Raw genomic sequence first — 22,878 nt, forward strand, 5'->3', positions numbered from 1 at the left:
ATATTCGGTTCCGTAATGTCTGCAAGATGACTTCGCAATTCTCGTTCGCCGACGCCCATTGGTGGCGCCGCCGGGGAGGTGTGGTGAAAGGGCAACATCGGCTTGTCGGTGCGGTGGTTTCCCGCGCGGCCCTTGCTTTGATGGCTGTGGCAGCCGCCGCCGCGCTGTTGTCCCCGACGGCTGCGGCGTCACCCGAGAGCGACGCTGACGACGCGATTACCGCGGCGTGGGAGGACGCCGGCGGCGAGAATTCGGATCTCGGCGCCAGGCAGGGCGACGTGTATGCCGTTGGCGCCGGATTCGCCCAGGACTTCGCCAACGGCAAAATGTTTTTCACCCCGGACACCGGTGCCAGATCCATGTACGGCGCGGTTCTGGACAAGTACGAGTCCCTCGGCGGGCCTGCCAACAGCGACCTGGGTTTTCCCACGATCGACGAGGTGCCGGGACTGGCCGGGCCCGATAGCCGAAACAGCACATTCTCGGCCGGCGACAAACCGGTGATTTTCTGGACGCCCGACCACGGTGCATACGTTGTGCGCGGCGCCATCAACGCCGCCTGGGACAAGCTCGGAAGCTCCGGCGGAGTGCTGGGCGTGCCGGTCGGCGACGAAACCTACGACGGCCAAGTCGCCACCCAACTCTTCAGCGGCGGCCAGGTGTCGTGGAACCGGCAGACCAAGGCGTTCACCACCACTCCGCCCGAACTGGCCCAGCAACTGACCGGCCTGCAGGTGCCGATCGACCCGACCGCGGCCATCAACATGGCCTGGCGGGCCGCCGGCGGGGCATCCGGCCCGTTGGGCGCCAAGCAGGGCGGACAGTACCCGGTCGGCGACGACGGACAGGGCCAGAACTTCGCCGGCGGCAAGGTCTTCTTCAGCCCGGCCACCGGCGCCAATGCCGTCGAAAGCGAAGTGCTGGCCAAATACGAGTCGCTGGGCGGACCGGTCGGCAGCGACCTGGGCTTTCCCACCGCCAATGAGGCCGACGGCGGAATCAAGCCGGCCAGCCGGATCAGCACGTTCTCCGGCGCGGACAACCCGGTGATTTTCTGGACGCCCGACCACGGTGCGTTCGTCGTGCGCGGCGCCATGAAGGCCGCCTGGGACAAACTGGGCGGGGCAACCGGCCAACTCGGCGCCCCGGTGGGCGACCAGACGGTGGACCGCGACATCGTCGCGCAGAAGTTCAGCGGGGGCAAGATCGCCTGGGACCGGGCGAAAAACACCTTCAGCACCGAACCGACCCAGCTGGCGTCGGCGTTGTCTGGACTGCAGGTACCGGGCCAGAACCTGCCTGCCGGATCGGCACAGCCTGCCGACACCGGCCCAAAGCGGGCCTGGCACGCGTGGTGGCTGTTGGTCATCATTCCCGTCCTGCTGCTGATCGCCTTGGTCGTGCTGGCCGCGCCGTGGTGGAGCCGTCGCCGCATGGCTCGCCGCGAGGGCCCGGTTTACGAGCCCGATCACGACATGGACGCCGGCTATGACGCCGAGCCGAAATCCCGGGTGCGCTGGGCAGCCGACGCCGACGGCGAACCCGGCTCGTCGCCGTTCTCCGGTGGATATTCCGAAGCGGCTCCGGCGGCCGCCGCTGCCGGTCCGCCGGACAGCGGCTGGATGTCACCGGCCAGCGCTGGTTTCGATGAGCCACCGCCGGGCGCCGAAACCCCCAGTGGCGTAGCAGCTTCCGAGTTCGAGAGCGAGGCCGAGGCCGAGGACCCCGACGCGGTGGACACCGCGCCGACACGAATCCCCACGGAAAGCGAAATAAGCGGCGGGCGACACGCGGCTACCGACGGTGCCGCGGACGCCGAGAGTGAGGCTGAGTCAATGACGCCGGTTGCGGCCGACCAGCCCGCGATTCACCTTCCGTTGCAGGACGCGCACGAAGCGCCCGACGGGTATCCGATCAAGGGCAATGTCAGCTTCGGCCTGTACTACACCCCCGACAGCGCGCTGTACGACGACGCGTTCGCCGAAATCTGGTTCACCACCGAGGAAGTCGCCCAAGCCAACGGCTTCTCCAAGGCGACTTGACCCCGTTTCAGATTTTGCGAATGACGGTGACGACCTTGCCCAGTACGGCGGCGTCGTTGCCCGGGATGGGGTCGAACGCCGGGTTGTGCGGCATCAGCCAGACCTGGCCGCCGGTGCGCTTGAACGTCTTGACGGTGGCCTCTCCGTCGATCATCGCCGCGACGATGTCGCCGTTGTCGGCCACGTTCTGCTGACGCACCACCACCCAGTCGCCGTCGCAGATCGCCGCGTCGACCATGGAGTCGCCGACCACCTTGAGCAGGAAGAGCGCACCCTCGCCCACCAGCTCACGAGGGAGTGGGAAGACGTCTTCGACGGCTTCCTCGGCGAGGATGGGGCCACCGGCAGCGATGCGCCCGAGCACGGGCACGAACGTCGGTTCCGGCAGCGCGTCCGAACCCGACACGTCGGTGAGAACGGTGGGTCCGCTCGCGTCGTCGGCGCCACGGACGTCCACGGCACGTGGCCGGTTGGGGTCTCGGCGCAAGTAGCCTTTGCGCTCCAGGGTGCGCAGTTGGTGCGCCACCGACGAGGTTGACGTCAGGCCCACAGCATCACCGATTTCCCGGATGCTGGGCGGATATCCGCGGCTGGTGACCGATGCGCGGATGACGTCCAAGATCGTGCGCTGCCGTTCGGTCAGCGTCGAATCCACGGATCGCTCGCGGCGGCCGCTACCGGCACCCGGGGTATGGCTGCTGTCGCTCATAGGTCCGAATGTAGCCGCGATCCAACGGAAACTCAAACATGTGTTCGAGGTGTGTCGCCATAACGCCCCGAGGGTGTCGGACCCCCGTCTTATCGTGCTGCTGAGTATGCAACGAATCGATCACATGTTCGGAATTCGAACGTGCTATCGATTATAGTTCGAACAAGCGATCGATCAGCTGCGACGGAAGGGGTTCCCATGACAGTCATCGAGACGACCCGGCCCGGTACACCGCGTCGCAGTCGACCGGTCCGGATCCGTCCGGCCGGGCAGCAGGACCGGCCGCGGCCATCGAGGCCGCCCGTCGCGCCGCCGCGCTACCGGGGCACCGGTGTGCTGATGTCGACGGCGCCGCACCGGCCACGTCCCATAACGCCGGCGACGACGGTGGCGCTGGCGCTGCTCGCCGGGGTGATCACCGTGTGGCTGGGCTTGGTGGCACAGTTCGGCGAGGCAGTGCAGAACACGTCCGCGGACATGCCCGACCAACTTGCCGTGGTGCGCGTCGAACCGGGGGAGACGCTGCAGCACTTGGCCGGCCGGGTCGCGCCCGGCGCCCCGAGCGGTCAGGTCGCCGACCGCATCCGGGAACTCAACGGTCTGGACACTGCGACGCTGGCCGCCGGCCAGACCCTGATCGCACCGGTCGGCTGACCGTCAGCCGTGGACGGCGAAAACCGCGATGCGTCAACGGTAGCCGCCGCCGGGGGCGCGCGGTGGGTGCCGATCGCGATGGCGCTGGGCCTGCGGGGAGCCGCGCGGGTACGCTCAGAAGGTTCTGAGATACCCGGCTATCAGCGCGGCGAAGGAGCGGCCATGCACTGTCCGTTCTGTCGTCACCCCGATTCAAGGGTGGTCGACTCCCGGGAAACCGATGAAGGCCAGGCGATCCGGCGTCGCAGATCGTGCCCCGAGTGCGGACGGCGGTTCACCACCGTCGAGACCGCGGTACTGGCTGTGGTCAAGCGCAGCGGTGTCACCGAACCATTCAGTCGCGAGAAAGTCATCAGCGGCGTACGGCGAGCATGCCAGGGCCGCCAGGTCGATGACGACGCGTTGAATCTGCTCGCCCAGCAAGTGGAAGACACCGTTCGGGCCAACGGATCGCCGGAAGTCGCCAGCCACGAGGTCGGGTTGGCAATCCTTGGCCCGTTGCGTGACCTCGATGAGGTGGCCTATCTGCGATTCGCCTCGGTGTACCGGTCGTTTTCCTCGGCCGACGATTTCGAACGGGAGATCGAGGCGCTGCGCGCGCATCGCGAGATATCAACTCCCAGTTGAGCCGCCGGGGGTGGCGGTCGTCGGCGGACGTAGGCTGACCGCATGCCGGCCGACCTGCATCCTGATGTCGAAGCACTCGCCCCGCTGCTGGGCACCTGGGCTGGCCGCGGATCGGGGAAATACCCGACGATCGAGCCGTTCGACTACCTCGAGGAAGTCGTGTTCACCCATGTCGGCAAGCCGTTCTTGGCCTACGGCCAAAAGACGAAGGCGGCTACCGACGGCAAGCCGCTGCACGCCGAGACGGGCTATTTGCGGGTGCCGCAACCGGGCCAGCTCGAACTTGTCCTCGCTCATCCCAGTGGGATCACCGAAATCGAAGTCGGCACCTACACGGCGGCCGGCGATGTCATCGAGATCGACCTGACCGCATCGAAGATCGGCCTGACACCCACCGCCAAAGAGGTGACTGCACTCGGACGGCGCTTCCGGATCGACGGCAACGAACTGTCGTATTCGCTGCAGATGGGCGCGGTCGGATTGCCGTTGCAACATCACCTTGCCGCCGTATTGCACCGGCAAGGTTAGACAAACCGGGTGACGCCCTCGTTGACCACGTGACCCGCCACCCGAACCCAGCCTTCCGGATTCCAGGTGGTCTGGATCAGCGAGCCCTTGCCCTGGGTGATGGTCAGGTCGCGGCTGAGGTAGTCGGTGATCCGGACCGCAGCAGATCCCGTCGCCTCGTCTTCGGGCACACCCAAGCCCGGCGCGAACATTCTGGAACGCAGCGATCCCGCCGACTGGTCGGTCCAGGCCCACAGATAGTGCTGGATGTCGTCGGGAAAGTCGGCGGGGTTGGCCGCGGCGAGGTCATCGACTGAGTCGAGATCGTGGATCGCCAACTCCGGAGCCCACTCCGAGCGGGCGCTGATGGCGGTGACGTCGTCTTCGTAGCTCACCTGCACAATCCCGGCCGGCAACTGCAGGGTGCGCAGCGGAATGCCCTGCTCGCGCAGCCACCACGACAGCCCGACGGCCGGGTGGCCGGCGAAGGCGAGTTCGGTCATCGGCGTGTAGATGCGGGCGTGCGCGGTGGTCGAGCCTGCTTGCGGCATGTCGACGAATATCGTTTCGCTGTAGCCCAATTGGCTTGTCAGCTTCTGCCGTTCGGCGATTGGGACGGTACCCGAATCGACAATGCCGAGTGGGTTTCCGAAATTGCCCGCCGAGTCTGTGAAAACCCGCAACACCGTCACGTCGATGCTCATGGGGTGACTGTACGACGGTGCTTACCAGCGGCGTCCGCGGGACTGGTCAGGTGGCGCTGCGTTCGTCGGAACCCATGGCGCTCAAGACGGCAACGCGGGTGTCGTGCGGGCCCGAGACCGTCGGTTCACCGCTGCCGGCGCGCAGCAGCTCACGCAGTGCGTCGGGGTCGTATTCGGCCGGCTCGGTGGTGTCGATGAAACGCTCGACGACTTTGATGAAGCGGTCGGGGTCGTCGTGGAACGGGAAGTGTCCGGAGCGCTCGAAGATCTCCAGTCGTGAACCGGGCATCGCCGCATGCGCCATCCGCGCGTGGCTGACAGGCACCACCACATCGTCTGTGCCCCAAATGATCTGCACCGGAATAGCTTCCATCAAATAGCACCGGTCCAGCATGGTGACCATCTGACCGCGCCAGTCCACCACCGCCCGCAAAGTCCGGGTGAATGCCGAAGAGGCCGTCGGCTCCGGCAAATCGGCCAGAATCCGCAACACATTCGGCAGGTCGTGGCCCAGCCTCGTCGACCCGAACACCATGCCCGCCGCACGTCCGGCGAACTGCACAGCCGGAAGCACCAACGGCAGCCGTAGTAAGGCCAGCGCCTCGCCGCCCAACGGCAGTGAGGCCAAGCGAAACACGAGGTTGACGTCCTTGGTGACACCGCCGGCGCCGACCAGGATCAGTCGCTCCACGAGCTGTGGGAACTGGTAGGCGAACTGCATCGCCACCCCACCGCCCAGCGAATGACCGACCACGGTGACCCGATCGATGTCGAGTACCGAAAGCAGATCACGCAGCCCGTTGGCGTAGGCCGCGGCCGAGTAGTCAGCGCGGGGCTTGTCCGACTGACCGTGACCCAGTAGGTCCACGGCGACGACGGTGAATCGCTGCGCCAGTGTGGCCTGCACCGTCTCCCAGGTGGTGGAGTTGTCGCCGATGCCGTGAATCAGCAGAATCGCCGGGCCCGAACCCGCGATCCGGTAGGCGCGTCGATAGCCGTGGATGGTGCGAAACTGCAGCGAAGGCGCCGCCTGGCGCACCGGGCGCAGCTTTCGCTGTCGCCCGATGACATCGCCAACGTCGTTGTCGGCGGTCACAAACGCCGCTCCTCTCCCCCCGCGAGTGCGCGGGTGTCCGCACCTCGCTTGCTCTGCATCCTCGCCGGAGCGTTAGGGCTCAGGTCCTGTCGTCGTCGTCGAACTTCTTCTCGGCCTGCTGCGCCAGGAATCGTTCGAACTCCGCGCCGAGTTCGTCACCGCTGGGCAGATCTTCGTCACGCGTCAGCAGCGATCGGTTCTCCTGTGCGGCGACGAACGTATCGTACTGGCGCTCAAGTGCTGCTACGACCTGGGCCACGTCTGTGCTGGCCTCGACTTGTTCGTCGATCTTGGCGGCGATGTCGGCCGCCGCATCGACCAGCGCAGTCAGCGGCAATTGCAACGACCCGGTCTTGGCCACCTGCTCCAACAGCGCCTGCGCGGCGGCCGGATAGTCGGTCTGCGCCAGATAGTGCGGGACGTGCACGGTGAAGCCGACGACCTCGTGGCCGTGCTGGGCCATCCGGTATTCCAGCAGGTTCGAGGCACTACCCGGCACCTGGACCTCGGAGATCCACGGCGTGAAATCGGCGATCAACTCGCGATTGTTCGAGTGCGCGGTCATCGTCACCGGCCGGGTGTGCGGAACCGCCATCGGGATGGTGCCCAGCCCGATGGTCTGCCGGACTCCGAGGCGCTCGGCCAACAGTCGCACGGCACTGATGAATCGCTCCCACTTCAGATCGGGTTCCATCCCGGCCAGCAGCAGAAACGGTGTGCCGACGCTGTCGTGCAGCGCGTAGAGGCTCAACTCGGGATCGTCGTAGTGGGTGAAGTGATCGGTCTTGAACGTCATCAGCGGCCGGCGGGACCGATAATCCAGCAGTTCGTCGATGGCAAACGACGCCACCAACTCGGTGTCCAGGGCGTTTTTCAGGTGCGTCGCGGCCAGCCGGATGGCATGACCGGCGTCGGAAAACCCTTCCAGGGCATGGACCAGTACTGGGCCCCGGCCATCTGCAGACGACAACTGGGGCGCCGGGAACTCGAGCTCGTACATCCCGTTCTGCTCGGGCTGATAGTGCTGCCCGTGGTCCGCAGGCTGGTTGTGGCTCATCGTGTTGCCTCCTCGCCACGGCGCCGGATAGCGCACCGTGTCAAATAGTCTCTCTCAGGCGGGCGGGCCGGGTCTCACAGACCCCACTGGTTAGCTGACCCGCCCGTATGTTCGAAACGCGGCGGCACAAGTCCGCATTCCACGGGTACCCATTCGGGATAGCTGTTTCGCGCTTCCGCGGACGGGGGCATCATCGACAACGATGATGCGCACTGTTGTGGCGGCGGCAAGTGTGGCGGTCCTGGTCGTGTCGGCCTGCGGGCGCCATCCGGATCCTCCGCCGACCACCAGTACAGCCCAACAGCATTTCGCTGATCCCGCATCGTGGGTGGTGGCCGCGCCGGTAGACCCGGATCCTCGGGTGGGCGCACTGTTCTTCGGGGCCGGTGATCTGCACACCTGTACCGGCTCCGTGCTGCATTCAGTCGGCGGCGACCTCGTGCTGACGGCGGCGCACTGCCTGGCCGCCGGCACAGCGGTGACGTTCGTACCTGGCCTTTCCGGAGCCGCCGCAGCGCCAGACAGCTGGACGTTGGACACGGTCTATCTCGATGCGCGGTGGACAACCGACAAGGACCCGCATGCGGATTATGCGATCGCGCGAGTCAGTCGGGCGGACGGTGCATCGATCGAGGCGGAGGTCGGTTCGGCGCTGACGCTGGGCACCGCGCCGCAGCCGGGCAGCGCGATCACTGTCGTGGCTTATCCGGCCGGGGTCGGCGGCAAGCCGATCGGCTGCCGGGTCAAGAGCCAGACCGTGCGCGGCGGCTATCCGGCTGTGCCGTGCGCGGGGCTGGTCGACGGTACCAGCGGTGCGGCCTGGATCACCGGATCGACGGTGACCGGAGTGGTCGGCGGCCTTGACGGTGGCGGCTGCGAAGAAAACGTGTCGTACTCCGCACCGTTCGACGAGCAGACCGCCGCGTTGTTGGTGCGGGCCGAGGCCGGCGGTCCGGGCGACGCCGCTCCGCCGGCCCTGACCACCGAGTGCTAGCAGGCCGGGGAGGATGCTCAGCTGCGGAATTGGTTGAGCGCGCGCACCTTGTTGCGCACATCCAACGCCGCGACCTTGTATGCCTCGGAGAACGTCGGATAGTTGAACACCGCGTCGACCAGATAGTCGACGGTGCCCCCGCATCCCATCACCGCCTGCCCGATGTGGACCATCTCGGTGGCGTTGCTGCCGAAAATGTGCACTCCCAGCAGCGTCAGGTCTGCCGTAGAGACCAGCAGCTTGAGCATGCCGTAGGAATCGCCGGCGATCTGGCCGCGAGCCAGCTCCCGGTAGCGCGCCACCCCCACTTCGTAAGGAATCGCGTCTTTGGTCAGCTCCACCTCGGTGGCCCCGACATAGGAGACCTCCGGAATCGAGTAGATGCCGATCGGCTGCAGCTCGGTCATGGGATCGGTCGGCTCGCCGAAGGCATGATAGGCCGCCAGCCGCCCCTGATCCATCGAGGTTGCCGCCAGCGCGGGGAAGCCGATCACATCACCGACGGCGTAGATGTGATCGACCTTGGTCTGGAACTGGTCGTCGACGAAAATCCTTCCGCGATGGTCGGTTTCCAGGCCGGCGTTCGCCAAGTCGAGGTCCTCGGTCTGACCCTGCCGCCCGGCCGAATACATCACCGTCTCGGCGGGGATTTGCTTGCCGCTGGCCAACGTGGTGATGGTGCCGGCAGCTCCGACGTCCACGGCGGTGACCTCTTCGCCGAACCGGAACGTCACGGCCAGGTCGCGCAGATGAAATTTCAGCGCCTCGACGATTTCGGGGTCACAGAAATCGAGCATGGAATCGCGCTTTTCCACGACCGTCACCTTGGTCCCGAGCGCGGCGAACATCGACGCGTACTCAATCCCGATCACCCCAGCTCCGACGACGACCATCGACGCCGGCAGCGACTTGAGGTCCAGGATGCCGTCGGAGTCGAGCACCCGTTCCTCGTCGAACTCGACCCCGCTCGGGCGCGCCGGCGTGGTTCCGGTAGCGATGACGACGAAATCCCCAGAGAGCGTGATTCGTTCGCCTCGGGAGACGTCCTCCACCAAGACGGTGTGCGGGTCGACGAAGCGACCGTGCCCGACAATCAGGTCGATCCGGTTGCGAATCAACTGCGAGCGCACCACATCGATCTGCTTACCGATCACGTGCTGGGTCCGTGACAACAAGTCGGCGGGGGTGATTTTGTCCTTGACCCGGTAGCTGGCGCCGTACAACTCGCGCTGGTTCATGCCGGTGAGGTAGACCACCGCCTCCCGCAAGGTTTTCGACGGGATCGTTCCGGTGTTGACACAGACGCCGCCCAGCATCCGGCCGCGCTCGACAATGGCCACCGACTTACCGAGTTTGGCCGCCGCGATCGCCGCCTTCTGCCCACCCGGTCCTGAACCGATGACGATGATGTCGTACTCCCGCATCGAATTCACCATGCCATAGAGGTCTACGCCGGTTTCCCAGCCCGCGTGCGGCGAACCGGCCAACAGTCGTGAGTTCATCCACAACAGATCGGCCCAGCCCGCGTTGCCGGTCATCCACTGACGGTCACCGTTGACAGCGTCGCCTCATGACAAAGCATCGAAAAGACTTTGAGTTGAATCGGCCAGGCGCGTTGATCGCCGCACTGCCCGCGGTTTTGGGGTTTGTGCCGGAGAGATCGCTGGTGCTGGTATCTGTCGACGGTGGCGAGCTGGGTTCGGTGATGCGCGTCGACCTATCCGCTCAGCTGACGCAGCGTCTCGGGCACCTCGCAGAGGTTGCCGCGGCAGCCGACCCGGAGGCCGCGATCGCGGTGATCGTCGACGCCGACGGAGCATCGTGTCCGGTGTGCAACGAGGAGTACCGCGAGTTGTGCACGACGCTCACCGAGGAGTTGTCCAGCCGCGACATCCTGTTGTGGGCCGCACATGTCGTCGATCAGGTGGCGCCCGGTGGTCGCTGGCACTGTGTCGACGGGTGTGGTTCCGGCGGCACGGTTGACGACCCATCGTCGTCGCCGCTGGCCGTGGCCGCCGTCCTGGACGGCCGGCGGTTGTATGCGCGGCGCGCCGACCTGCAGGCCGTCATCGCGGCCGACGACGGGGCCGATAGCGACGAACTTGCCGCCGCACTCGACCGATACGCCGGATCGCGTGAGGCGGCCTATCGCGCGGACCCCGACGGCTGCACCCGTCGCGACGTTGAAGATGCGATGGCCGCCGCCGCGAGCGTGGCCGACGGGCAACCGCTTTCGGAGGTGGAGCTGGCCAAGCTCGGCTGCGCACTAGGCGATGTGCACGTTCGCGACACGCTCTATGCCCTTGCGGTGGGGGATAACGCGGGCGAGGCCGAGTCCTTGTGGGCGCTGCTCTCACGTGCGCTACCTGAGCCCTGGCGGGTCGAAGCGCTGGTCCTACTCGCGTTCAGCGCGTATGCGCGTGGCGACGGACCGCTGGCCGGGGTGTCGCTGGAGGCCGCGCTGCGTTGCCAACCGACTCACCGGATGGCGGGCATGCTGGACACCGCGTTGCAGTCGGGATTGCGACCCGAACATATCCGGGAACTCGCGCTGACCGGGTATCGGCTTGCCAAGCGGTTCGGTGTGCGCTTGCCGCCCCTGCGGTCGTTCGGCCGGCGTGCGGTCTAGGGCGCAACAGCCAGGTCAGACCTTCTCGACCTTGACGGCGTGAGCCATCTCGTGCGGCAGGCTGACGTTTTCGTGGCCCGGGATCACGATGGTCACGCCACCGGCCGGGTTGGTCTCCACGGTCACCCGTGCGTTGGGGACGACGCCGGCGTCTTTGAGGCGGGTGATCAGGTCGATGTCGCCTTGGACGTGCTCGGTGAGCTGCCGGACCACCACGGCGACCGGCGATCCGCCCGGCAGCTCGGTCAGCCGTACCAGGTTGGCGTCTTCGGCGCCGAACCCAGGCCCCACGCCCAGATCCAAAAGCCCGGGAATCGGGTTGCCGAACGGCGAGGTCGTCGGGTTGTTGAGCACCTGCACAAGCCGACGCTCGACGTCTTCACTCATGACGTGCTCCCACCGGCAGGCCTCGGCGTGTACGTCTTCCCACGGCAACCCGATCACGTCGACCAGCAGCCGTTCGGCCAGCCGGTGCTTGCGCATGACGGCGATCGCCAGTGTCCGCCCCTTGTCGGTCAGCTCCAGGTGGCGATCACCGGCCACGTGCAACAGCCCGTCGCGCTCCATCCGCGACACCGTCTGGCTGACGGTAGGCCCACTCTGGTCGAGCCGCTCGGCAATCCGGGCACGCAGCGGCGTTACACCCTCTTCTTCGAGGTCGTAAATGGTCCGCAGGTACATCTCGGTGGTATCAACCAGGTCGTTCATTCCGCACCCTTCGTTGCACCTGAGTCTACTTGCCCAGCTGCGTGAATGGTCTGCTAACACACACGCACGGTCCAGGGGCCATTAGTGGTCAACCGTCCCCACGGCAGCAGTATGCCCGCCGCAACGCGGCGGGCATACCCCGTGACAGGTCTTAGCTGGCGTACGACCGCAGCCGGTCGGCGCGCTCGCCGTTGCGGAGCTTGGCCATCACCTCGCGCTCGATCTGGCGCACCCGCTCGCGCGACAAACCGAACAGCTTCCCGATCTGGTCGAGCGTGCGGGGCTGGCCGTCGTCGAGGCCGAAGCGCAACCGGATCACCTGATGCTCACGCTCGTCCAGCGTGGCCAGCACGCTGCGGATGTCAGTGTGCAGCAGCTCGGCGATCACCGCGTTCTCCGCGGACATTGCTTCGGCGTCTTCGATGAAGTCGCCCAGCGGGGCCTCTTCCTCCGAACCGACCGGCATGTCGAGGCTGACCGGATCGCGGCTGTGCTCGAGCAAGTCGTTGATCTTGTCGACCGGAATTCCCGACTCCGAAGCGAGTTCCTCGTCGGTGGCTTCTCGGCCGAGGTTCTGGTGCATCTCTCGCTTGATCCGCGCCAGCTTGTTCACTTGCTCGACCAGATGAACCGGCAGCCGGATGGTGCGGCTCTGATCGGCCATACCGCGGGTGATCGCTTGGCGAATCCACCACGTGGCATACGTGGAGAACTTGAATCCCTTTGCGTAGTCGAACTTCTCCATCGCACGGATCAGCCCCAGGTTGCCCTCCTGGATGAGGTCCAGCAGCGGCATGCCGCGGCCGGTGTAGCGCTTGGCCAACGAAACCACCAGCCGCAGGTTGGCTTCCAGGAGATGGCGGCGCGCGGCTTCGCCGTCGCGCACCACTGTCGCCAGGTCACGCTTGCGCTTCTCGCCCAGGCGCTTGCGGGTATCGAGCAGATGCTGAGCGTAGAGTCCGGCCTCGATGCGCTTGGCGAGCTCGACCTCGTCGGCGGCAGTAAGCAACGCCGTCTTGCCGATGCCGTTCAGATACACGCGCACCAAATCCGCGGCAGGACTCTGAGAATCCAGATCGCTCTCAACCCGGCTGGTAGTGGCATTTGCCATAGCGGCCTCCTGATCGGCTTGAACTGTCATGTGGTCCAACGACTAACCCGGGACAAGAGTTCCCACCGGGCGGCGATCTCACACCCGTTGACGTGCGCTAATGTGCCGAGGCCCTGAGAATGTGCTGAGAAGTGCCGCCGGGTGGCGGTTATTCGGAACTGTCGGCGCCCGGACCCCGCGATTCGGGTTGCGGCGCTGGACGAATGTCTCGCTCGAGTGCGGGACGCTCGGCGGTCGGGAACAGCGGGGTGTGCCGGCGGGATGGATCGAACCGGCGGGGTTCGTCGGGGCGGCGCGGCGGCCGATCATTGGCGATCAGCACCGCCATCCACGGCAATGGAATCGACGCGACGAGAATCAGCAGCGAGATCAATCCGTTGTGCCACGCGCCGTACGCGAGGGCGGCCAATACCAGCGCAGGAATCCGGAATGACATCAGCGTCAGGTACTTGCGTACCCGCTGACGATGCTGCACCTCGTAGGAGGGTGCGGCTGCTGTGATGAGCACCGGCCGACCGTCGTCGTCGAAACCCAGCTCGGAGCCGTGCTTCATCCATCCACTGTCCCACATTCGGCCCATTCCGGCACAGGCGCCTATTGCCCCGCGGCGGGCTCAGAGTCGGCTCAACGACCGGTTTCCGGCACAATGAGACGCATGCAGACCCAGACGATCGAACGCACCGATACCGACGAACGCGTCGACGACGGGACCGATAGCGACACCCCGAAATACTTTCACTACGTCAAGAAAGACAAGATCGCCGAGAGCGCGGTGATGGGCACACACGTCGTTGCATTGTGCGGTGAGGTGTTCCCGGTCACCCGATCGGCCAAGCCGGGGTCGCCGGTCTGCCCGGACTGCAAGCGGATCTACGAACAGCTCAAGAAGAGCTGACCCGCTCGTCGCTGACACGGCCCGAATCCTGATCGTCGGTGGTGCCGTTCTGTGCCCGGGATTTCAGCCAGCGTCGCATCCGATGCGCATGGGTCGCCGGCGCCGGCCACTCCTCCTGGATGGCGGCGTTGAGTTCGGCGCCCAGCATGATCGCGAAGCCCCCGAAGAAGGCGAATAACAAAAACGCGATCGGCGTGGCCAGCGCGCCGTAGGTGTAGCCGGTGGCGGTGATCCAGGTCAGATAGATGCGCAATCCCAAGGTGGCGATCAGAAACACCACGGTCGCCAGCACTGCGCCCAGGACCAGCCGGTGGGTCGGCAGCGCTTTGGGCAGCGCCACCCGATACAGGATCATCACCGCGACCATCAACCCGGTGATCAGCGCCGGGTAGTAGCCGATGTCCAGCCAGCTGTCCGGGATGAACTGCGCCACCTTCCACTCGCCCCGCACCAAAAGCGGGGCAGTCGCGATCACGAACAGCAGCATCACGACATAGAGCAATAGGGCGAACAGGCGCTGACGCACCGGGTGGCGCAGCGGGGTCTGGTCGTGGGCTTCCACCACCGCATCGACGAACGCCGAGATCGCCGACGATCCGGCCCACAACGAGATCACGAAGCCCAGCGACACCACCTCACCCCGCGCACCCTTGTCGATGTCGCTGATCGTCGGCTTGATGATCTCGTTGACGACGTTCTCGGAGAAAAAGCTGTGCGCCAGCGTCACCAGGCGGTGCTCGATGACGGGCAGAGTGTCGGGACCGAACAGCGGCGCCACGTAGGCGAGGCTGCCCAGCATGCCCAGCAGCAACGGCGGCAACGACAGCGCCGACCAGAAGGCCGCCTGCGCTGACTCGGAAAAGATGGAGTCGTCCCAGCTTTTCGACAGCGTCCGGCGTGTGACACGCCAGACGTGATGCCGCGACGGCTTAACCCGCTGATCGCTCATGACCAACCCAGCATTCCTGACGAGTTGTCCTGCCGTCCGGATTGCCGGTAGGTGAGTTGTGTCTCAAGACTCCACAGGAGCGCTTACTTGCAGCACCGCCGCCAACTCAACCAACTTCGCCTCGTGCTCATTGGCGTGATGCTGGCAGAAGAGAAGTTCGGCGCCAGAGGGCAGCGTGGCGCGCACCCGGGCGGCCGCGCCGCACCGGTCGCAGCGATCAGCCCTAGTCAACTCCGGACTGGTCAAGGTCGCGTTCATGGCTACTCCGTTTCTGGCCTATCTCCACTGTCTCAGATGTCGGGGCGTTTGGCCTTCTTCCCCGTGTGGTTACCCGCTGTGTCGTTTCTCACGCCCTACCGGTTACACCTCGGGCAGGGTGGTTTTGTGAACCCTGATCCCGCGGTGCTGGTCCACCTCTGTTCAGCCGACCAGTGGTCTGCTGCCCAGGCTCTCGGTGCCCTCCACCCCGAACCGACCGACTGCGCCGGATTCATCCACCTTTCGACACCGGGCCAGGTACATCTGCCGGCCAACCGCCTCTTCAGTGGACGCGTCGACCTGCTGCTGCTGTACATCGATCCGGCCCGGCTGGATGCACCGGTGCTTTGGGAACCGGGAGTTGCAACGGACCCGGAGTCAATGCTGTTCCCGCATCTGTACGGATCACTTCCGGTCGATGCTGTGTTCAAGGTCACCGACTACCGGCCCGGCCCCGACGGAGCCTTCCCGGCGGCTTCGGAGTCGGAGTCGGCATAGACGCTTCGCCCGCGCCGTCGGCGCACCGGCCGGCATCGCCGGCCATAGCTCAGTCGAGGTAGTCGCGCAGAACTTGAGAACGGCTGGGGTGGCGCAACTTCGACATCGTCTTGGACTCGATCTGGCGGATGCGCTCCCGGGTGACGCCGTAAACCTGCCCGATTTCGTCGAGGGTCCGGGGCTGGCCGTCGGTGAGCCCGAAGCGCAGCCGCACCACGCCGGCCTCGCGCTCCGACAACGTCTCCAATACCGACTGCAGTTGGTCCTGCAGCAGAGTGAACGACACCGCGTCGACGGCGACGACCGCTTCGCTGTCCTCGATGAAGTCGCCGAGCTGACTGTCGCCCTCATCGCCGATCGTCTGGTCCAGGGAGATCGGCTCGCGCGCATACTGCTGGATCTCCAGCACCTTCTCCGGCGTGATGTCCATTTCTTTGGCGAGCTCCTCCGGGCTGGGCTCACGGCCCAGGTCCTGCAGCAGCTCACGCTGGATGCGGCCCAGCTTGTTGATCACCTCGACCATGTGGACCGGGATGCGGATGGTGCGCGCCTGGTCGGCCATCGCGCGGGTGATCGCCTGGCGGATCCACCACGTCGCGTAGGTCGAGAACTTGTAACCCTTGGTGTAGTCGAACTTTTCGACCGCACGGATCAGACCCAGGTTGCCTTCCTGGATCAAGTCGAGAAATGCCATGCCGCGACCGGTGTAACGCTTGGCCAGCGACACCACCAGACGCAGGTTGGCTTCCAGCAGATGGTTTTTCGCCCGGTCGCCGTCCCGGCAAATCCATGACATGTCACGCCGCTGGGCCGCGGGCAGCTTCTCGCCGCGCTCGACCAACTCGGTCATCAGCTGGGTGGCGTAAAGCCCGGCCTCGATTCGCTTGGCCAGCTCCACCTCTTCTTCGGCGTTAAGCAGCGCCACTTTGCCGATCTGCTTGAGGTAAGCGCGTACCGAGTCCGCCGACGCAGTGAGCTCAGCATCCTTTCGGGCCTGGCGCAACGCCTCGGACTCGTCCTCATCCCATACGAAATCGCCTGAGGCCTTGTCCTTTTCGGTGGGCTCAGCGATTTCCTCGTCGTCGTCGGTGGAGCCCTCAGCGGGCGCCTTCTTGGTCGAGGCGGTCTCCGAGTCGTCGGTTTCGGCTTGTTCGTTGTCGGTGTCGTCGTCGCCGTCGGAGGACGCATCCTCCTCGAGGTCGTCGAGGTTCAGGTCGGCGGCGTCGATCTCGATATCGTCGCCGGGCTCACCGTCGAGTTCCGGCTCGGTGTCGAGGTCCTCATCGACAGCATCTTCGGCAACGACCTCGCGGTCCTTCGGGGTGTCCTTGGGCGACGCTGCCTTCTTCGCACGCCCACTGGCCGGCGCGGACTTGGCAGCGGCGTTTTTCGCCGGTGTGCGGCTCTTCTTGGCGGCGTCAGCACCGTTGGCTTTGGCCGGCGCCTTACTGGCGCGTGTCGTTGTCTTGGTGGCCCGTTTGGCGGGGGCGGCGCCGTTTGCGGATTTGGCCGCGGGTCGCTTCGCCCCGGCTTTGGCGGGGGACTTGGTAGCGGAGCGCTTCACCGGCTCGTCGGTCGCCGGGCTTGCCTTGGTCGCTGCCACGTAAACCCCTTCAGTAGGACTCAGTCTTCAAGCCGAGCCTTCGGTGCTCCTGGGCGTGCGTTACCGAAAGTGTCGGCTATGTCGGATGTCGGTCTTGATATCAGCTTGGATGCTCGCCGCTATGGGTTGGGCGGCTGCCGGTGACCAGTGTAACGACCGAGCGCGGCCACATTGCCCGGAGCGCGCAATTCAGTGGGTGACATCCCTGGTCGCCGCCATCGCCGCGCCGACGATTCCCGCTGTGTTCTGCAGGGCGGCGGCGACAACCGGCGTCCGGTTCTCGAGCAGTGGCACCCATTTGTCGGCCTTGCGGCTGATTCCGCCACCGGCGATGAACAAATCGGGCCAAAAGGCGTTCTCGAAAGCGACCAGTACTTTCGTCACCTGTTTCGCCCATTTCTTATAGCTCCAGCCGTGCTTGTCCCGTACCGACGACGCGGCACGGTGTTCGGCTTCTTTGCCGCCGACCTCGAGGTGACCGAATTCGGTGTTGGGCAGCAATATCCCGTTGTGAATGACCGCCGACCCGATTCCGGTGCCGAATGTGAGCAGCACCACCACGCCGGTTTTGTCTTTGCCCGCGCCGTAGCGCTCCTCGGCCAGCCCGGCCGCATCTGCGTCGTTGAGGACGACGATTTCTTGGCCGTCCAGCTCCCCGGCGATGACATCGCGTGCGTTGGTCCCGATCCACCCCTTGTCCACATTCGCTGCTGTCTGGACGACGCCCTCGGTGACCACGCCGGGGTAGGTCACCCCCAGCGGGCCCGACCAGCCGAATTCGTTGACCACGGCGGCGATGGTCTTCGCGACTGCCGACGGCGTGGCCGGCTGTGGCGTCGGCAGCTTGAACCGGTCGCCGACGAGCTCACCGGTGTCCAGATCGACGATCCCGCCCTTGATCCCGCTGCCGCCCACGTCGACGCCGAAGCCGCGCCGCTGCGGCGTCGCGCCGGGCCCATCGGTCGCAGACGAAGCCGTGGTCGAGTCGCTACTGGTCATCGCATCTCCTCGGCGGGACGTGGCTGTGGCCCACACCCTAATGCGATGCCCCGCCGCGGGGGTGCCCCAGCGAGGATTGTGATGCGATAGAGCAGTGACGACACCTGACAACAGCCCTGCTCAGCTGCGTTCGGTGGCCGAAGCGCTGGCCGGCGAGGCGGCTGAGTTCGTGCGCCGTCGTCGCGCCGAGGTGTTCGGCGCCGACGCGAGCGTCTCGGCAAGCGAGGCAGTGCAGACCAAGTCCACTCCGACGGACCCGGTGACCGTCGTCGATACCGAAACCGAGCGATTGCTGCGTGATCGACTGGCGCAGCTGCGATCCGGCGACCCCATTCTCGGTGAGGAGGGCGGTGGCCCGGCCGATCCCTCAGCGAGCTGTGCCGACACGGTCACCTGGGTACTTGATCCGATCGACGGCACGGTGAACTTCGTCTACGGCATCCCGGCCTACGCGGTCTCGGTAGCCGCGCAGATCGACGGCGTGTCGATTGCCGGCGCAGTCGCCGACGTCGTCGGCGGCCAGGTGTATTCGGCTGGGACCGGACTCGGTGCGCACCTCGCCGACGAGCAGCAAACCCGTCGGCTGCGATGCACCGATGTCGACGATTTGTTGATGGCGCTGCTGGGCACCGGGTTTGGCTATTCCAGGCGGCGCCGCACAGCCCAGGCGGCGCTGGCGGCCCGGATGCTGCCGATGGTCCGCGATGTGCGCCGCATCGGTTCTGCCGCACTGGATTTGTGCATGGTCGCGGCGGGCCGACTGGACGCCTACTACGAGCACGGGCTACACCTGTGGGATTGCGCGGCTGGGGCGTTGATCGCTGCCGAGGCGGGCGCGCGGGTAGTGCTGCCGGATCCTGGGACGCCAGCCGGCGGAGCCGGGCCGGTGGTGGCGGCGGCACCGGGGATCGCGGACGAATTGCTTGCTGCCCTCGACCGATTCGGCGGGCTGGCGCCGATCCCGGGCTGAGATCTGATTGTCCGGCTTCTGCTCGCGCCGCGCCGCGGCGCGCATCCTCCGCTGGACCGAAATCAGCAGCTGTTGGCGTGGATCTTCGACAGCAGCGCAGGATCTGGCGGCTCACCGGGCCCTGGCCGTAAGCCGGCGAGCACCGCTTCGATGTCATCGCTGTGGGCCAGCGCGGTGAACTCGGTGCCCAACGCCAGATCGACAGAGTCGTCGGAGCGGTCGTCGCGGAACAGTTCGGTGCACGGCGCCACCACCCACAGGGCAGCCGCCGCGGCCTGCCCGACCTCGCCGAAGCGGATCTGGCCCTGGCAGGCCAGTCGGGTATTGGCATAGATCGGGTCGTTGGCGGCGGTCGGCTGGGCGAAGCCCAGGTCGCGCAGCGTGCCCGCGACGTCGCCGGCCTGGCCGCCGCGCCCGCTGGCATTGAGCACCCGAATCTTGGTATCCGCCAGCTTGGCCGGGGTGACGTTGATCATCGTGCTGTACGGGACCGGCTCGCCCAGCCGTGGTTGGCCCGGATCGGTCTGCGGCGGCGGGGGATTGCAGATCGCGACCTCGTGGACGTCGGACGGACGGGTCAGTGCAATCGTCCAGATAAAGCCGGTTGCCAGCACCAGAAAGATCAGCAGGAACATAGCGGGCCGGGTGTTGCGGCGGCGAAATGGGCGACCATGTTTGTCGAACGCGGTGCCTTCGGTGATTTGCGCGACCACGGGAGCACTCTAGCGGCGATCACGAGCGCGGCGTAGCCGGGCGCGGTGGGTCGCCGCCGACGAGACTAGCGGCGATCCGAACGCGATGTTTAGAACGAGATAGGGCGGTCAAGATACGTGTGTGACGTAAATCACACTTGAACAAACCGGGTTACGGGCACGAATCGTTTGGCGGATGCGTTCGACGCTGGTACAAAGCGTTGCTTGCAGGGTTTATGAGGGGAGCGAGGGGAAAGGCCGATGGCTACCGACTATGACGCCCCAAGGCGCACCGAGACCGATGACGTTTCCGAGGATTCGTTAGAGGAGCTCAAAGCGCGGCGCAATGAAGCGGCGTCGGCCGTAGTCGACGTCGACGAATCCGAGTCCGCAGAGTCGTTCGAACTGCCTGGCGCCGACTTGTCCGGCGAAGAACTGTCGGTTCGTGTTGTTCCTAAGCAAGCTGACGAGTTCACCTGCTCGAGCTGCTTTCTGGTGCAACACCGCAGCCGGCTGGCCAGCGAGAAGAACGGCGTGATGATCTGTACCGACTGCGCGGCCTGAGCGGGTTGGGTCAGCTCCGCAATGCTGACAGCACCCGCTGCGGGTGACGGCAGCTCACCAACCAGTACGGCGTCGGGTCGTCGGGGTCGTCGAGCACGACCAACACCATCGGGCCGACCCAGCCTCGGTGCAGTACGTAGGCCGCGGGATCGAGCTGGCGCCCTAATGCCGCAGACTTGGCCGAGCGTGGGACCTCCGCGGAGCGGGCGATCGCCGTGACAGGCAGATGCGCCTCACCGGCCCACAGCTCGACGCCGTCGTCGCCGACGGTGACCCGAATCTCCATCCGGCCCAGCCACAGCAACGCTCCGGCGGCCACCCCGAACAGGACCGCAAATGGCAACCAGTCGGGAAGTGTCGGCACGCCGTGGTTGACCTCCAACGCGATGAGGGCCGCAGCCGCGAAACCTAGTGGCCACCACCACCATGGCACCCATAGATGCTCGCGATACCGCACACTTTGCGGCGCGACGCGCGTACCCGACACGCGGTCAAGGGTAGTCTGTGCCCCCGTGTCGACCAGTCTGGCGATCGTCCGCCTCGATCCGGGACTTCCACTGCCTAGTCGCGCCCACGAGGGGGACGCCGGCGTCGACCTCTACAGCGCCGAAGACATCGAACTGGCGCCCGGTCACCGTGCCCTGGTGCGCACCGGCATTGCGGTGGCCATCCCGCTGGGAATGGTCGGGCTGGTGCATCCGCGCTCCGGATTAGCTGCGCGAGCGGGGCTTTCGATCGTCAACAGTCCCGGGACCATCGACGCCGGCTACCGCGGGGAGATCAAGGTCGCGTTGATCAATCTCGATCCTGCGGCATCGATCCTGGTGCACCGCGGCGATCGCATCGCCCAACTGCTGGTGCAAAGGGTGGAGTTGGTCGAGCTGATGGAAGTGGCGTCGTTTGACGAGGCCGGCCTGGCGGGCACATCTCGTGGCGACGGCGGTCACGGCTCCTCCGGCGGACACGCGAGTTTGTGACGCCGGCGACGATGCAGAGCGTAGCGATGAGGAGGAGCGGCGCTTGTAATGGCATTCGGTAAAAGCAAACCCCAAGACGACTCGGCCGAGACGGAGGTGGCGGTCCCAGTGCAGAACCCGGAGCCGACAGCCGAAGCCGAATCCGACGTCGAACTCGACGGCCCGTTCGACATCGAGGATTTCGATGATCCGGCGGCCGCCGAAGTGGCCCGCCTGGACCTCGGCTCAGTGCTGATCCCGATGCCCGGGGACGGTCAGCTGCAAGTCGAACTCACCGATACCGGCGTCCCGAGTGCGGTGTGGGTGGTCACGGTCAATGGCCGGTTCACCATCGCGGCATATGCGGCGCCGAAGACGGCCGGATTGTGGCGGGAAGTGGCCACCGAACTCGCTGATTCACTGCGCAAAGACGGCGCGAAAGTGACCATCCAGGACGGTCCGTGGGGCCGGGAAGTTGTCGGCAGTGCGGCCGGCGAGGTGCGTTTCATCGGAGTCGACGGCTACCGCTGGATGATCCGTTGCGTGGTCAACGGAACACACGAGACCATCAACGCGCTCACCGAGGAAGCCCGGGAAGCGCTGGCGGACACCGTAGTCCGTCGCGGCGATACACCACTACCGGTGCGGACGCCGCTGGCGGTGGAGTTGCCCGAGCCGATGGCAGCGCAGCTGCGGGAGGCCGCCGCCCAACAAGCGGCTGCGCAGCAGGGTGACCCCGAACCGGCCGCTCGGCGCAGCGCCCAGGGGTCGGCCATGCAGCAATTGCGCAGCACCAGCACCGGAGGCTAAACGGCGCCCAGCGCCGCCAAACATGCGACGCCCAGCGCAGCCGGGTCGGCGCCGATCTGATCCAGCGTCACGCTGCGCAAGGCGGCTCGCGGCGCGGCAGACGCCCATTGCACGCCGACCTCGACCGGATGGATCGGGTCGTCGGTGGCGGCCGCCACTGCCAAGGGGACTCCCAGATCCGCGAGCTCTGTACAGGTTGGTGCGATGTAGGCCGCTGCCTCGTCCATGGCGTCGGGGAGTTGTGGCCACTGCCCCCGCCATGAGCGGGCCAGCTCGTCGCCCAGCCACGGCGGGCTGGACTCCCGCATCTGCGCCGTCGTCGCGGCCAGTCCCTCGCGACGGAGTTGCGCCGCGGAATGGCGCGCCGCGTGGGCGGCCGGCGCGTCGTCGGGCGCACCCGCCCAGGCGGGCAGCGCGGCCAGCACCGCTACCGCGCGATCGGGATGCCCCAGTGCCCATGCGGCGGCCACGGCGGCGCCGATCGAAACACCGCCAACGGCGATCGGCCCGCCGCGCGCCGCGTCGTCCAGGGCGGCGAGATAGCCGCGCACCAAGCCGCCCGGCCGCGGAGGCGGTGCCACAATCAGCGCGCCGGCCGCCCGCAACGGGTCACCGAAGGCCCGCCGGATGTAGTCGTCGTCGGAGCCCGTGCCGGGCAGTATGACGGCGGAAACACCACTCAAGTCGACGGTCACAGCTTGATACTGCCTGGCATTCGCGGGGTATCCCTCCGACACCCCAAGAGATACATGGCGTTGGGGAACCAACGGGTCTACGGTGTCCGTTGGCATATATGGGTTCGACCACCACAGTGGATTGGTTCCAGTGGGATCGGCCGAAGTGATC

Annotated in this window: 27 protein-coding genes; 12 read left to right on the forward strand and 15 right to left on the reverse strand. The window is 66.2% G+C overall.

Annotated elements, in window-relative coordinates; genetic code table 11:
• Positions 1 to 83: 83 nt before the first annotated feature.
• Positions 84 to 2,042, forward strand: coding sequence for an LGFP repeat-containing protein (locus AC5Y49_RS08335; RefSeq protein ID WP_499886341.1), 1,959 nt, complete (start codon positions 84 to 86; stop codon positions 2,040 to 2,042).
• A 7-nt stretch (positions 2,043 to 2,049) separates the two neighbouring features.
• Here the strand turns inward: AC5Y49_RS08335 and lexA are convergent, their stop codons facing one another.
• Positions 2,050 to 2,751: a transcriptional repressor LexA gene (lexA, locus tag AC5Y49_RS08340; protein WP_499885826.1), complete on the reverse strand. Its 702-nt coding sequence runs from the start codon at positions 2,749 to 2,751 to the stop codon at positions 2,050 to 2,052.
• A 198-nt stretch (positions 2,752 to 2,949) separates the two neighbouring features.
• On the opposite strand from lexA, the gene AC5Y49_RS08345 reads away from it, so the two are divergent.
• From AC5Y49_RS08345 to AC5Y49_RS08355, 3 genes are all read left to right on the forward strand, one after another.
• Complete coding sequence (locus AC5Y49_RS08345) at positions 2,950 to 3,405, forward strand: LysM peptidoglycan-binding domain-containing protein (protein ID WP_499885829.1); 456 nt, start codon at positions 2,950 to 2,952, stop codon at positions 3,403 to 3,405.
• A gap of 162 nt (positions 3,406 to 3,567) precedes the next feature.
• Positions 3,568 to 4,032 (forward strand): transcriptional regulator NrdR, encoded by a 465-nt coding sequence (nrdR, locus tag AC5Y49_RS08350; RefSeq protein WP_499886343.1) that lies wholly within the window; start codon positions 3,568 to 3,570, stop codon positions 4,030 to 4,032.
• A 42-nt stretch (positions 4,033 to 4,074) separates the two neighbouring features.
• Positions 4,075 to 4,560, forward strand: coding sequence for a peroxynitrite isomerase (locus AC5Y49_RS08355; protein ID WP_499885832.1), 486 nt, complete (start codon positions 4,075 to 4,077; stop codon positions 4,558 to 4,560).
• On the opposite strand, the gene AC5Y49_RS08360 is transcribed toward AC5Y49_RS08355, so the two are convergent.
• From AC5Y49_RS08360 to AC5Y49_RS08370, 3 genes are all read right to left on the reverse strand, one after another.
• Positions 4,557 to 5,243 carry a PhzF family phenazine biosynthesis protein gene (locus tag AC5Y49_RS08360; protein ID WP_499885835.1) on the reverse strand — a complete coding sequence of 229 codons (687 nt, stop codon included), beginning with the start codon at positions 5,241 to 5,243 and terminating at the stop codon, positions 4,557 to 4,559. The two genes, AC5Y49_RS08355 and AC5Y49_RS08360, sit on opposite strands and share 4 nt — an antisense overlap.
• Positions 5,244 to 5,289: 46 nt before the next feature.
• Positions 5,290 to 6,309: an alpha/beta fold hydrolase gene (locus AC5Y49_RS08365; RefSeq protein ID WP_499886345.1), complete on the reverse strand. Its 1,020-nt coding sequence runs from the start codon at positions 6,307 to 6,309 to the stop codon at positions 5,290 to 5,292.
• A gap of 109 nt (positions 6,310 to 6,418) precedes the next feature.
• Positions 6,419 to 7,396, reverse strand: coding sequence for a proteasome assembly chaperone family protein (locus AC5Y49_RS08370; protein ID WP_499885837.1), 978 nt, complete (start codon positions 7,394 to 7,396; stop codon positions 6,419 to 6,421).
• Between the two features lie 202 nt (positions 7,397 to 7,598).
• Here AC5Y49_RS08370 and AC5Y49_RS08375 point away from each other — a divergent pair, with 202 nt between their 5' ends.
• The gene (locus AC5Y49_RS08375) at positions 7,599 to 8,390 is read left to right on the forward strand and encodes a trypsin-like serine peptidase (RefSeq protein ID WP_499885840.1); all 792 of its coding nucleotides are present in this window, start codon (positions 7,599 to 7,601) and stop codon (positions 8,388 to 8,390) included.
• 17 nt (positions 8,391 to 8,407) lie between these two features.
• Here AC5Y49_RS08375 and sthA read toward each other — a convergent pair whose 3' ends face one another.
• Positions 8,408 to 9,814: a Si-specific NAD(P)(+) transhydrogenase gene (sthA, locus tag AC5Y49_RS08380; RefSeq protein ID WP_499886347.1), complete on the reverse strand. Its 1,407-nt coding sequence runs from the start codon at positions 9,812 to 9,814 to the stop codon at positions 8,408 to 8,410.
• A gap of 146 nt (positions 9,815 to 9,960) precedes the next feature.
• Between sthA and AC5Y49_RS08385 the strand changes: the two genes are divergently transcribed.
• Complete coding sequence (locus AC5Y49_RS08385; RefSeq protein ID WP_499885842.1) at positions 9,961 to 11,019, forward strand: DUF4192 domain-containing protein; 1,059 nt, start codon at positions 9,961 to 9,963, stop codon at positions 11,017 to 11,019.
• Positions 11,020 to 11,034: 15 nt separating this feature from the next.
• Here AC5Y49_RS08385 and AC5Y49_RS08390 read toward each other — a convergent pair whose 3' ends face one another.
• The 3 genes from AC5Y49_RS08390 to AC5Y49_RS08400 form a co-directional block, all read right to left on the reverse strand.
• Positions 11,035 to 11,727: an iron-dependent transcriptional repressor DtxR gene (locus AC5Y49_RS08390; RefSeq protein ID WP_499885845.1), complete on the reverse strand. Its 693-nt coding sequence runs from the start codon at positions 11,725 to 11,727 to the stop codon at positions 11,035 to 11,037.
• A 151-nt stretch (positions 11,728 to 11,878) separates the two neighbouring features.
• Positions 11,879 to 12,868, reverse strand: coding sequence for a sigma-70 family RNA polymerase sigma factor SigB (sigB, locus tag AC5Y49_RS08395; protein WP_499885847.1), 990 nt, complete (start codon positions 12,866 to 12,868; stop codon positions 11,879 to 11,881).
• Between the two features lie 118 nt (positions 12,869 to 12,986).
• Positions 12,987 to 13,409, reverse strand: a complete 423-nt coding sequence (locus AC5Y49_RS08400; protein ID WP_499885850.1) for a DUF3099 domain-containing protein — start codon at positions 13,407 to 13,409, stop codon at positions 12,987 to 12,989.
• An 84-nt stretch (positions 13,410 to 13,493) separates the two neighbouring features.
• Between AC5Y49_RS08400 and AC5Y49_RS08405 the strand changes: the two genes are divergently transcribed.
• Complete coding sequence (locus AC5Y49_RS08405; protein ID WP_499885851.1) at positions 13,494 to 13,733, forward strand: DUF3039 domain-containing protein; 240 nt, start codon at positions 13,494 to 13,496, stop codon at positions 13,731 to 13,733.
• Here AC5Y49_RS08405 and AC5Y49_RS08410 read toward each other — a convergent pair.
• Together AC5Y49_RS08410 and AC5Y49_RS08415 are read right to left on the reverse strand one after the other, a co-directional pair.
• On the reverse strand, positions 13,720 to 14,682 hold the full coding sequence (locus AC5Y49_RS08410) for a YihY/virulence factor BrkB family protein (RefSeq protein ID WP_499885853.1): 963 nt from the start codon (positions 14,680 to 14,682) through the stop codon (positions 13,720 to 13,722). The two genes, AC5Y49_RS08405 and AC5Y49_RS08410, sit on opposite strands and share 14 nt — an antisense overlap.
• 63 nt (positions 14,683 to 14,745) lie before the next feature.
• A complete protein-coding gene (locus tag AC5Y49_RS08415) occupies positions 14,746 to 14,940 on the reverse strand; it encodes a DUF7455 domain-containing protein (protein ID WP_499885854.1) in 195 nt (64 codons plus the stop codon).
• A gap of 126 nt (positions 14,941 to 15,066) precedes the next feature.
• Here AC5Y49_RS08415 and AC5Y49_RS08420 point away from each other — a divergent pair, with 126 nt between their 5' ends.
• The gene (locus AC5Y49_RS08420) at positions 15,067 to 15,438 is read left to right on the forward strand and encodes a DUF952 domain-containing protein (protein ID WP_499885856.1); all 372 of its coding nucleotides are present in this window, start codon (positions 15,067 to 15,069) and stop codon (positions 15,436 to 15,438) included.
• 49 nt (positions 15,439 to 15,487) lie between these two features.
• Here the strand turns inward: AC5Y49_RS08420 and AC5Y49_RS08425 are convergent, their stop codons facing one another.
• Together AC5Y49_RS08425 and ppgK are read right to left on the reverse strand one after the other, a co-directional pair.
• The gene (locus AC5Y49_RS08425; RefSeq protein WP_499885858.1) at positions 15,488 to 17,041 is read right to left on the reverse strand and encodes an RNA polymerase sigma factor; all 1,554 of its coding nucleotides are present in this window, start codon (positions 17,039 to 17,041) and stop codon (positions 15,488 to 15,490) included.
• Between the two features lie 189 nt (positions 17,042 to 17,230).
• The gene (ppgK, locus tag AC5Y49_RS08430; RefSeq protein WP_499885859.1) at positions 17,231 to 18,040 is read right to left on the reverse strand and encodes a polyphosphate--glucose phosphotransferase; all 810 of its coding nucleotides are present in this window, start codon (positions 18,038 to 18,040) and stop codon (positions 17,231 to 17,233) included.
• A gap of 94 nt (positions 18,041 to 18,134) precedes the next feature.
• Between ppgK and AC5Y49_RS08435 the strand changes: the two genes are divergently transcribed.
• Positions 18,135 to 19,010, forward strand: a complete 876-nt coding sequence (locus tag AC5Y49_RS08435; RefSeq protein ID WP_499885861.1) for an inositol monophosphatase family protein — start codon at positions 18,135 to 18,137, stop codon at positions 19,008 to 19,010.
• Between the two features lie 62 nt (positions 19,011 to 19,072).
• Here the strand turns inward: AC5Y49_RS08435 and cei are convergent, their stop codons facing one another.
• A complete protein-coding gene (gene cei, locus AC5Y49_RS08440; protein WP_499885865.1) occupies positions 19,073 to 19,723 on the reverse strand; it encodes an envelope integrity protein Cei in 651 nt (216 codons plus the stop codon).
• A 240-nt stretch (positions 19,724 to 19,963) separates the two neighbouring features.
• On the opposite strand from cei, the gene AC5Y49_RS08445 reads away from it, so the two are divergent.
• Positions 19,964 to 20,266, forward strand: coding sequence for a DUF4193 domain-containing protein (locus tag AC5Y49_RS08445; protein ID WP_045382353.1), 303 nt, complete (start codon positions 19,964 to 19,966; stop codon positions 20,264 to 20,266).
• 10 nt (positions 20,267 to 20,276) lie between these two features.
• On the opposite strand, the gene AC5Y49_RS08450 is transcribed toward AC5Y49_RS08445, so the two are convergent.
• Positions 20,277 to 20,753, reverse strand: a complete 477-nt coding sequence (locus AC5Y49_RS08450) for a DUF3093 domain-containing protein (protein WP_499885867.1) — start codon at positions 20,751 to 20,753, stop codon at positions 20,277 to 20,279.
• A gap of 25 nt (positions 20,754 to 20,778) precedes the next feature.
• Here AC5Y49_RS08450 and dut point away from each other — a divergent pair, with 25 nt between their 5' ends.
• Positions 20,779 to 21,243 carry a dUTP diphosphatase gene (dut, locus tag AC5Y49_RS08455; RefSeq protein WP_499885869.1) on the forward strand — a complete coding sequence of 155 codons (465 nt, stop codon included), beginning with the start codon at positions 20,779 to 20,781 and terminating at the stop codon, positions 21,241 to 21,243.
• Positions 21,244 to 21,291: 48 nt separating this feature from the next.
• Positions 21,292 to 22,032, forward strand: a complete 741-nt coding sequence (locus AC5Y49_RS08460) for a DUF3710 domain-containing protein (protein ID WP_499885871.1) — start codon at positions 21,292 to 21,294, stop codon at positions 22,030 to 22,032.
• Here AC5Y49_RS08460 and AC5Y49_RS08465 read toward each other — a convergent pair.
• Positions 22,029 to 22,727: an alpha/beta hydrolase gene (locus AC5Y49_RS08465; protein ID WP_499885873.1), complete on the reverse strand. Its 699-nt coding sequence runs from the start codon at positions 22,725 to 22,727 to the stop codon at positions 22,029 to 22,031. The two genes, AC5Y49_RS08460 and AC5Y49_RS08465, sit on opposite strands and share 4 nt — an antisense overlap.
• Positions 22,728 to 22,878: the final 151 nt, after the last annotated feature.

The sequence above is a fragment of the Mycobacterium sp. NGS62 genome, from assembly GCF_059812285.1.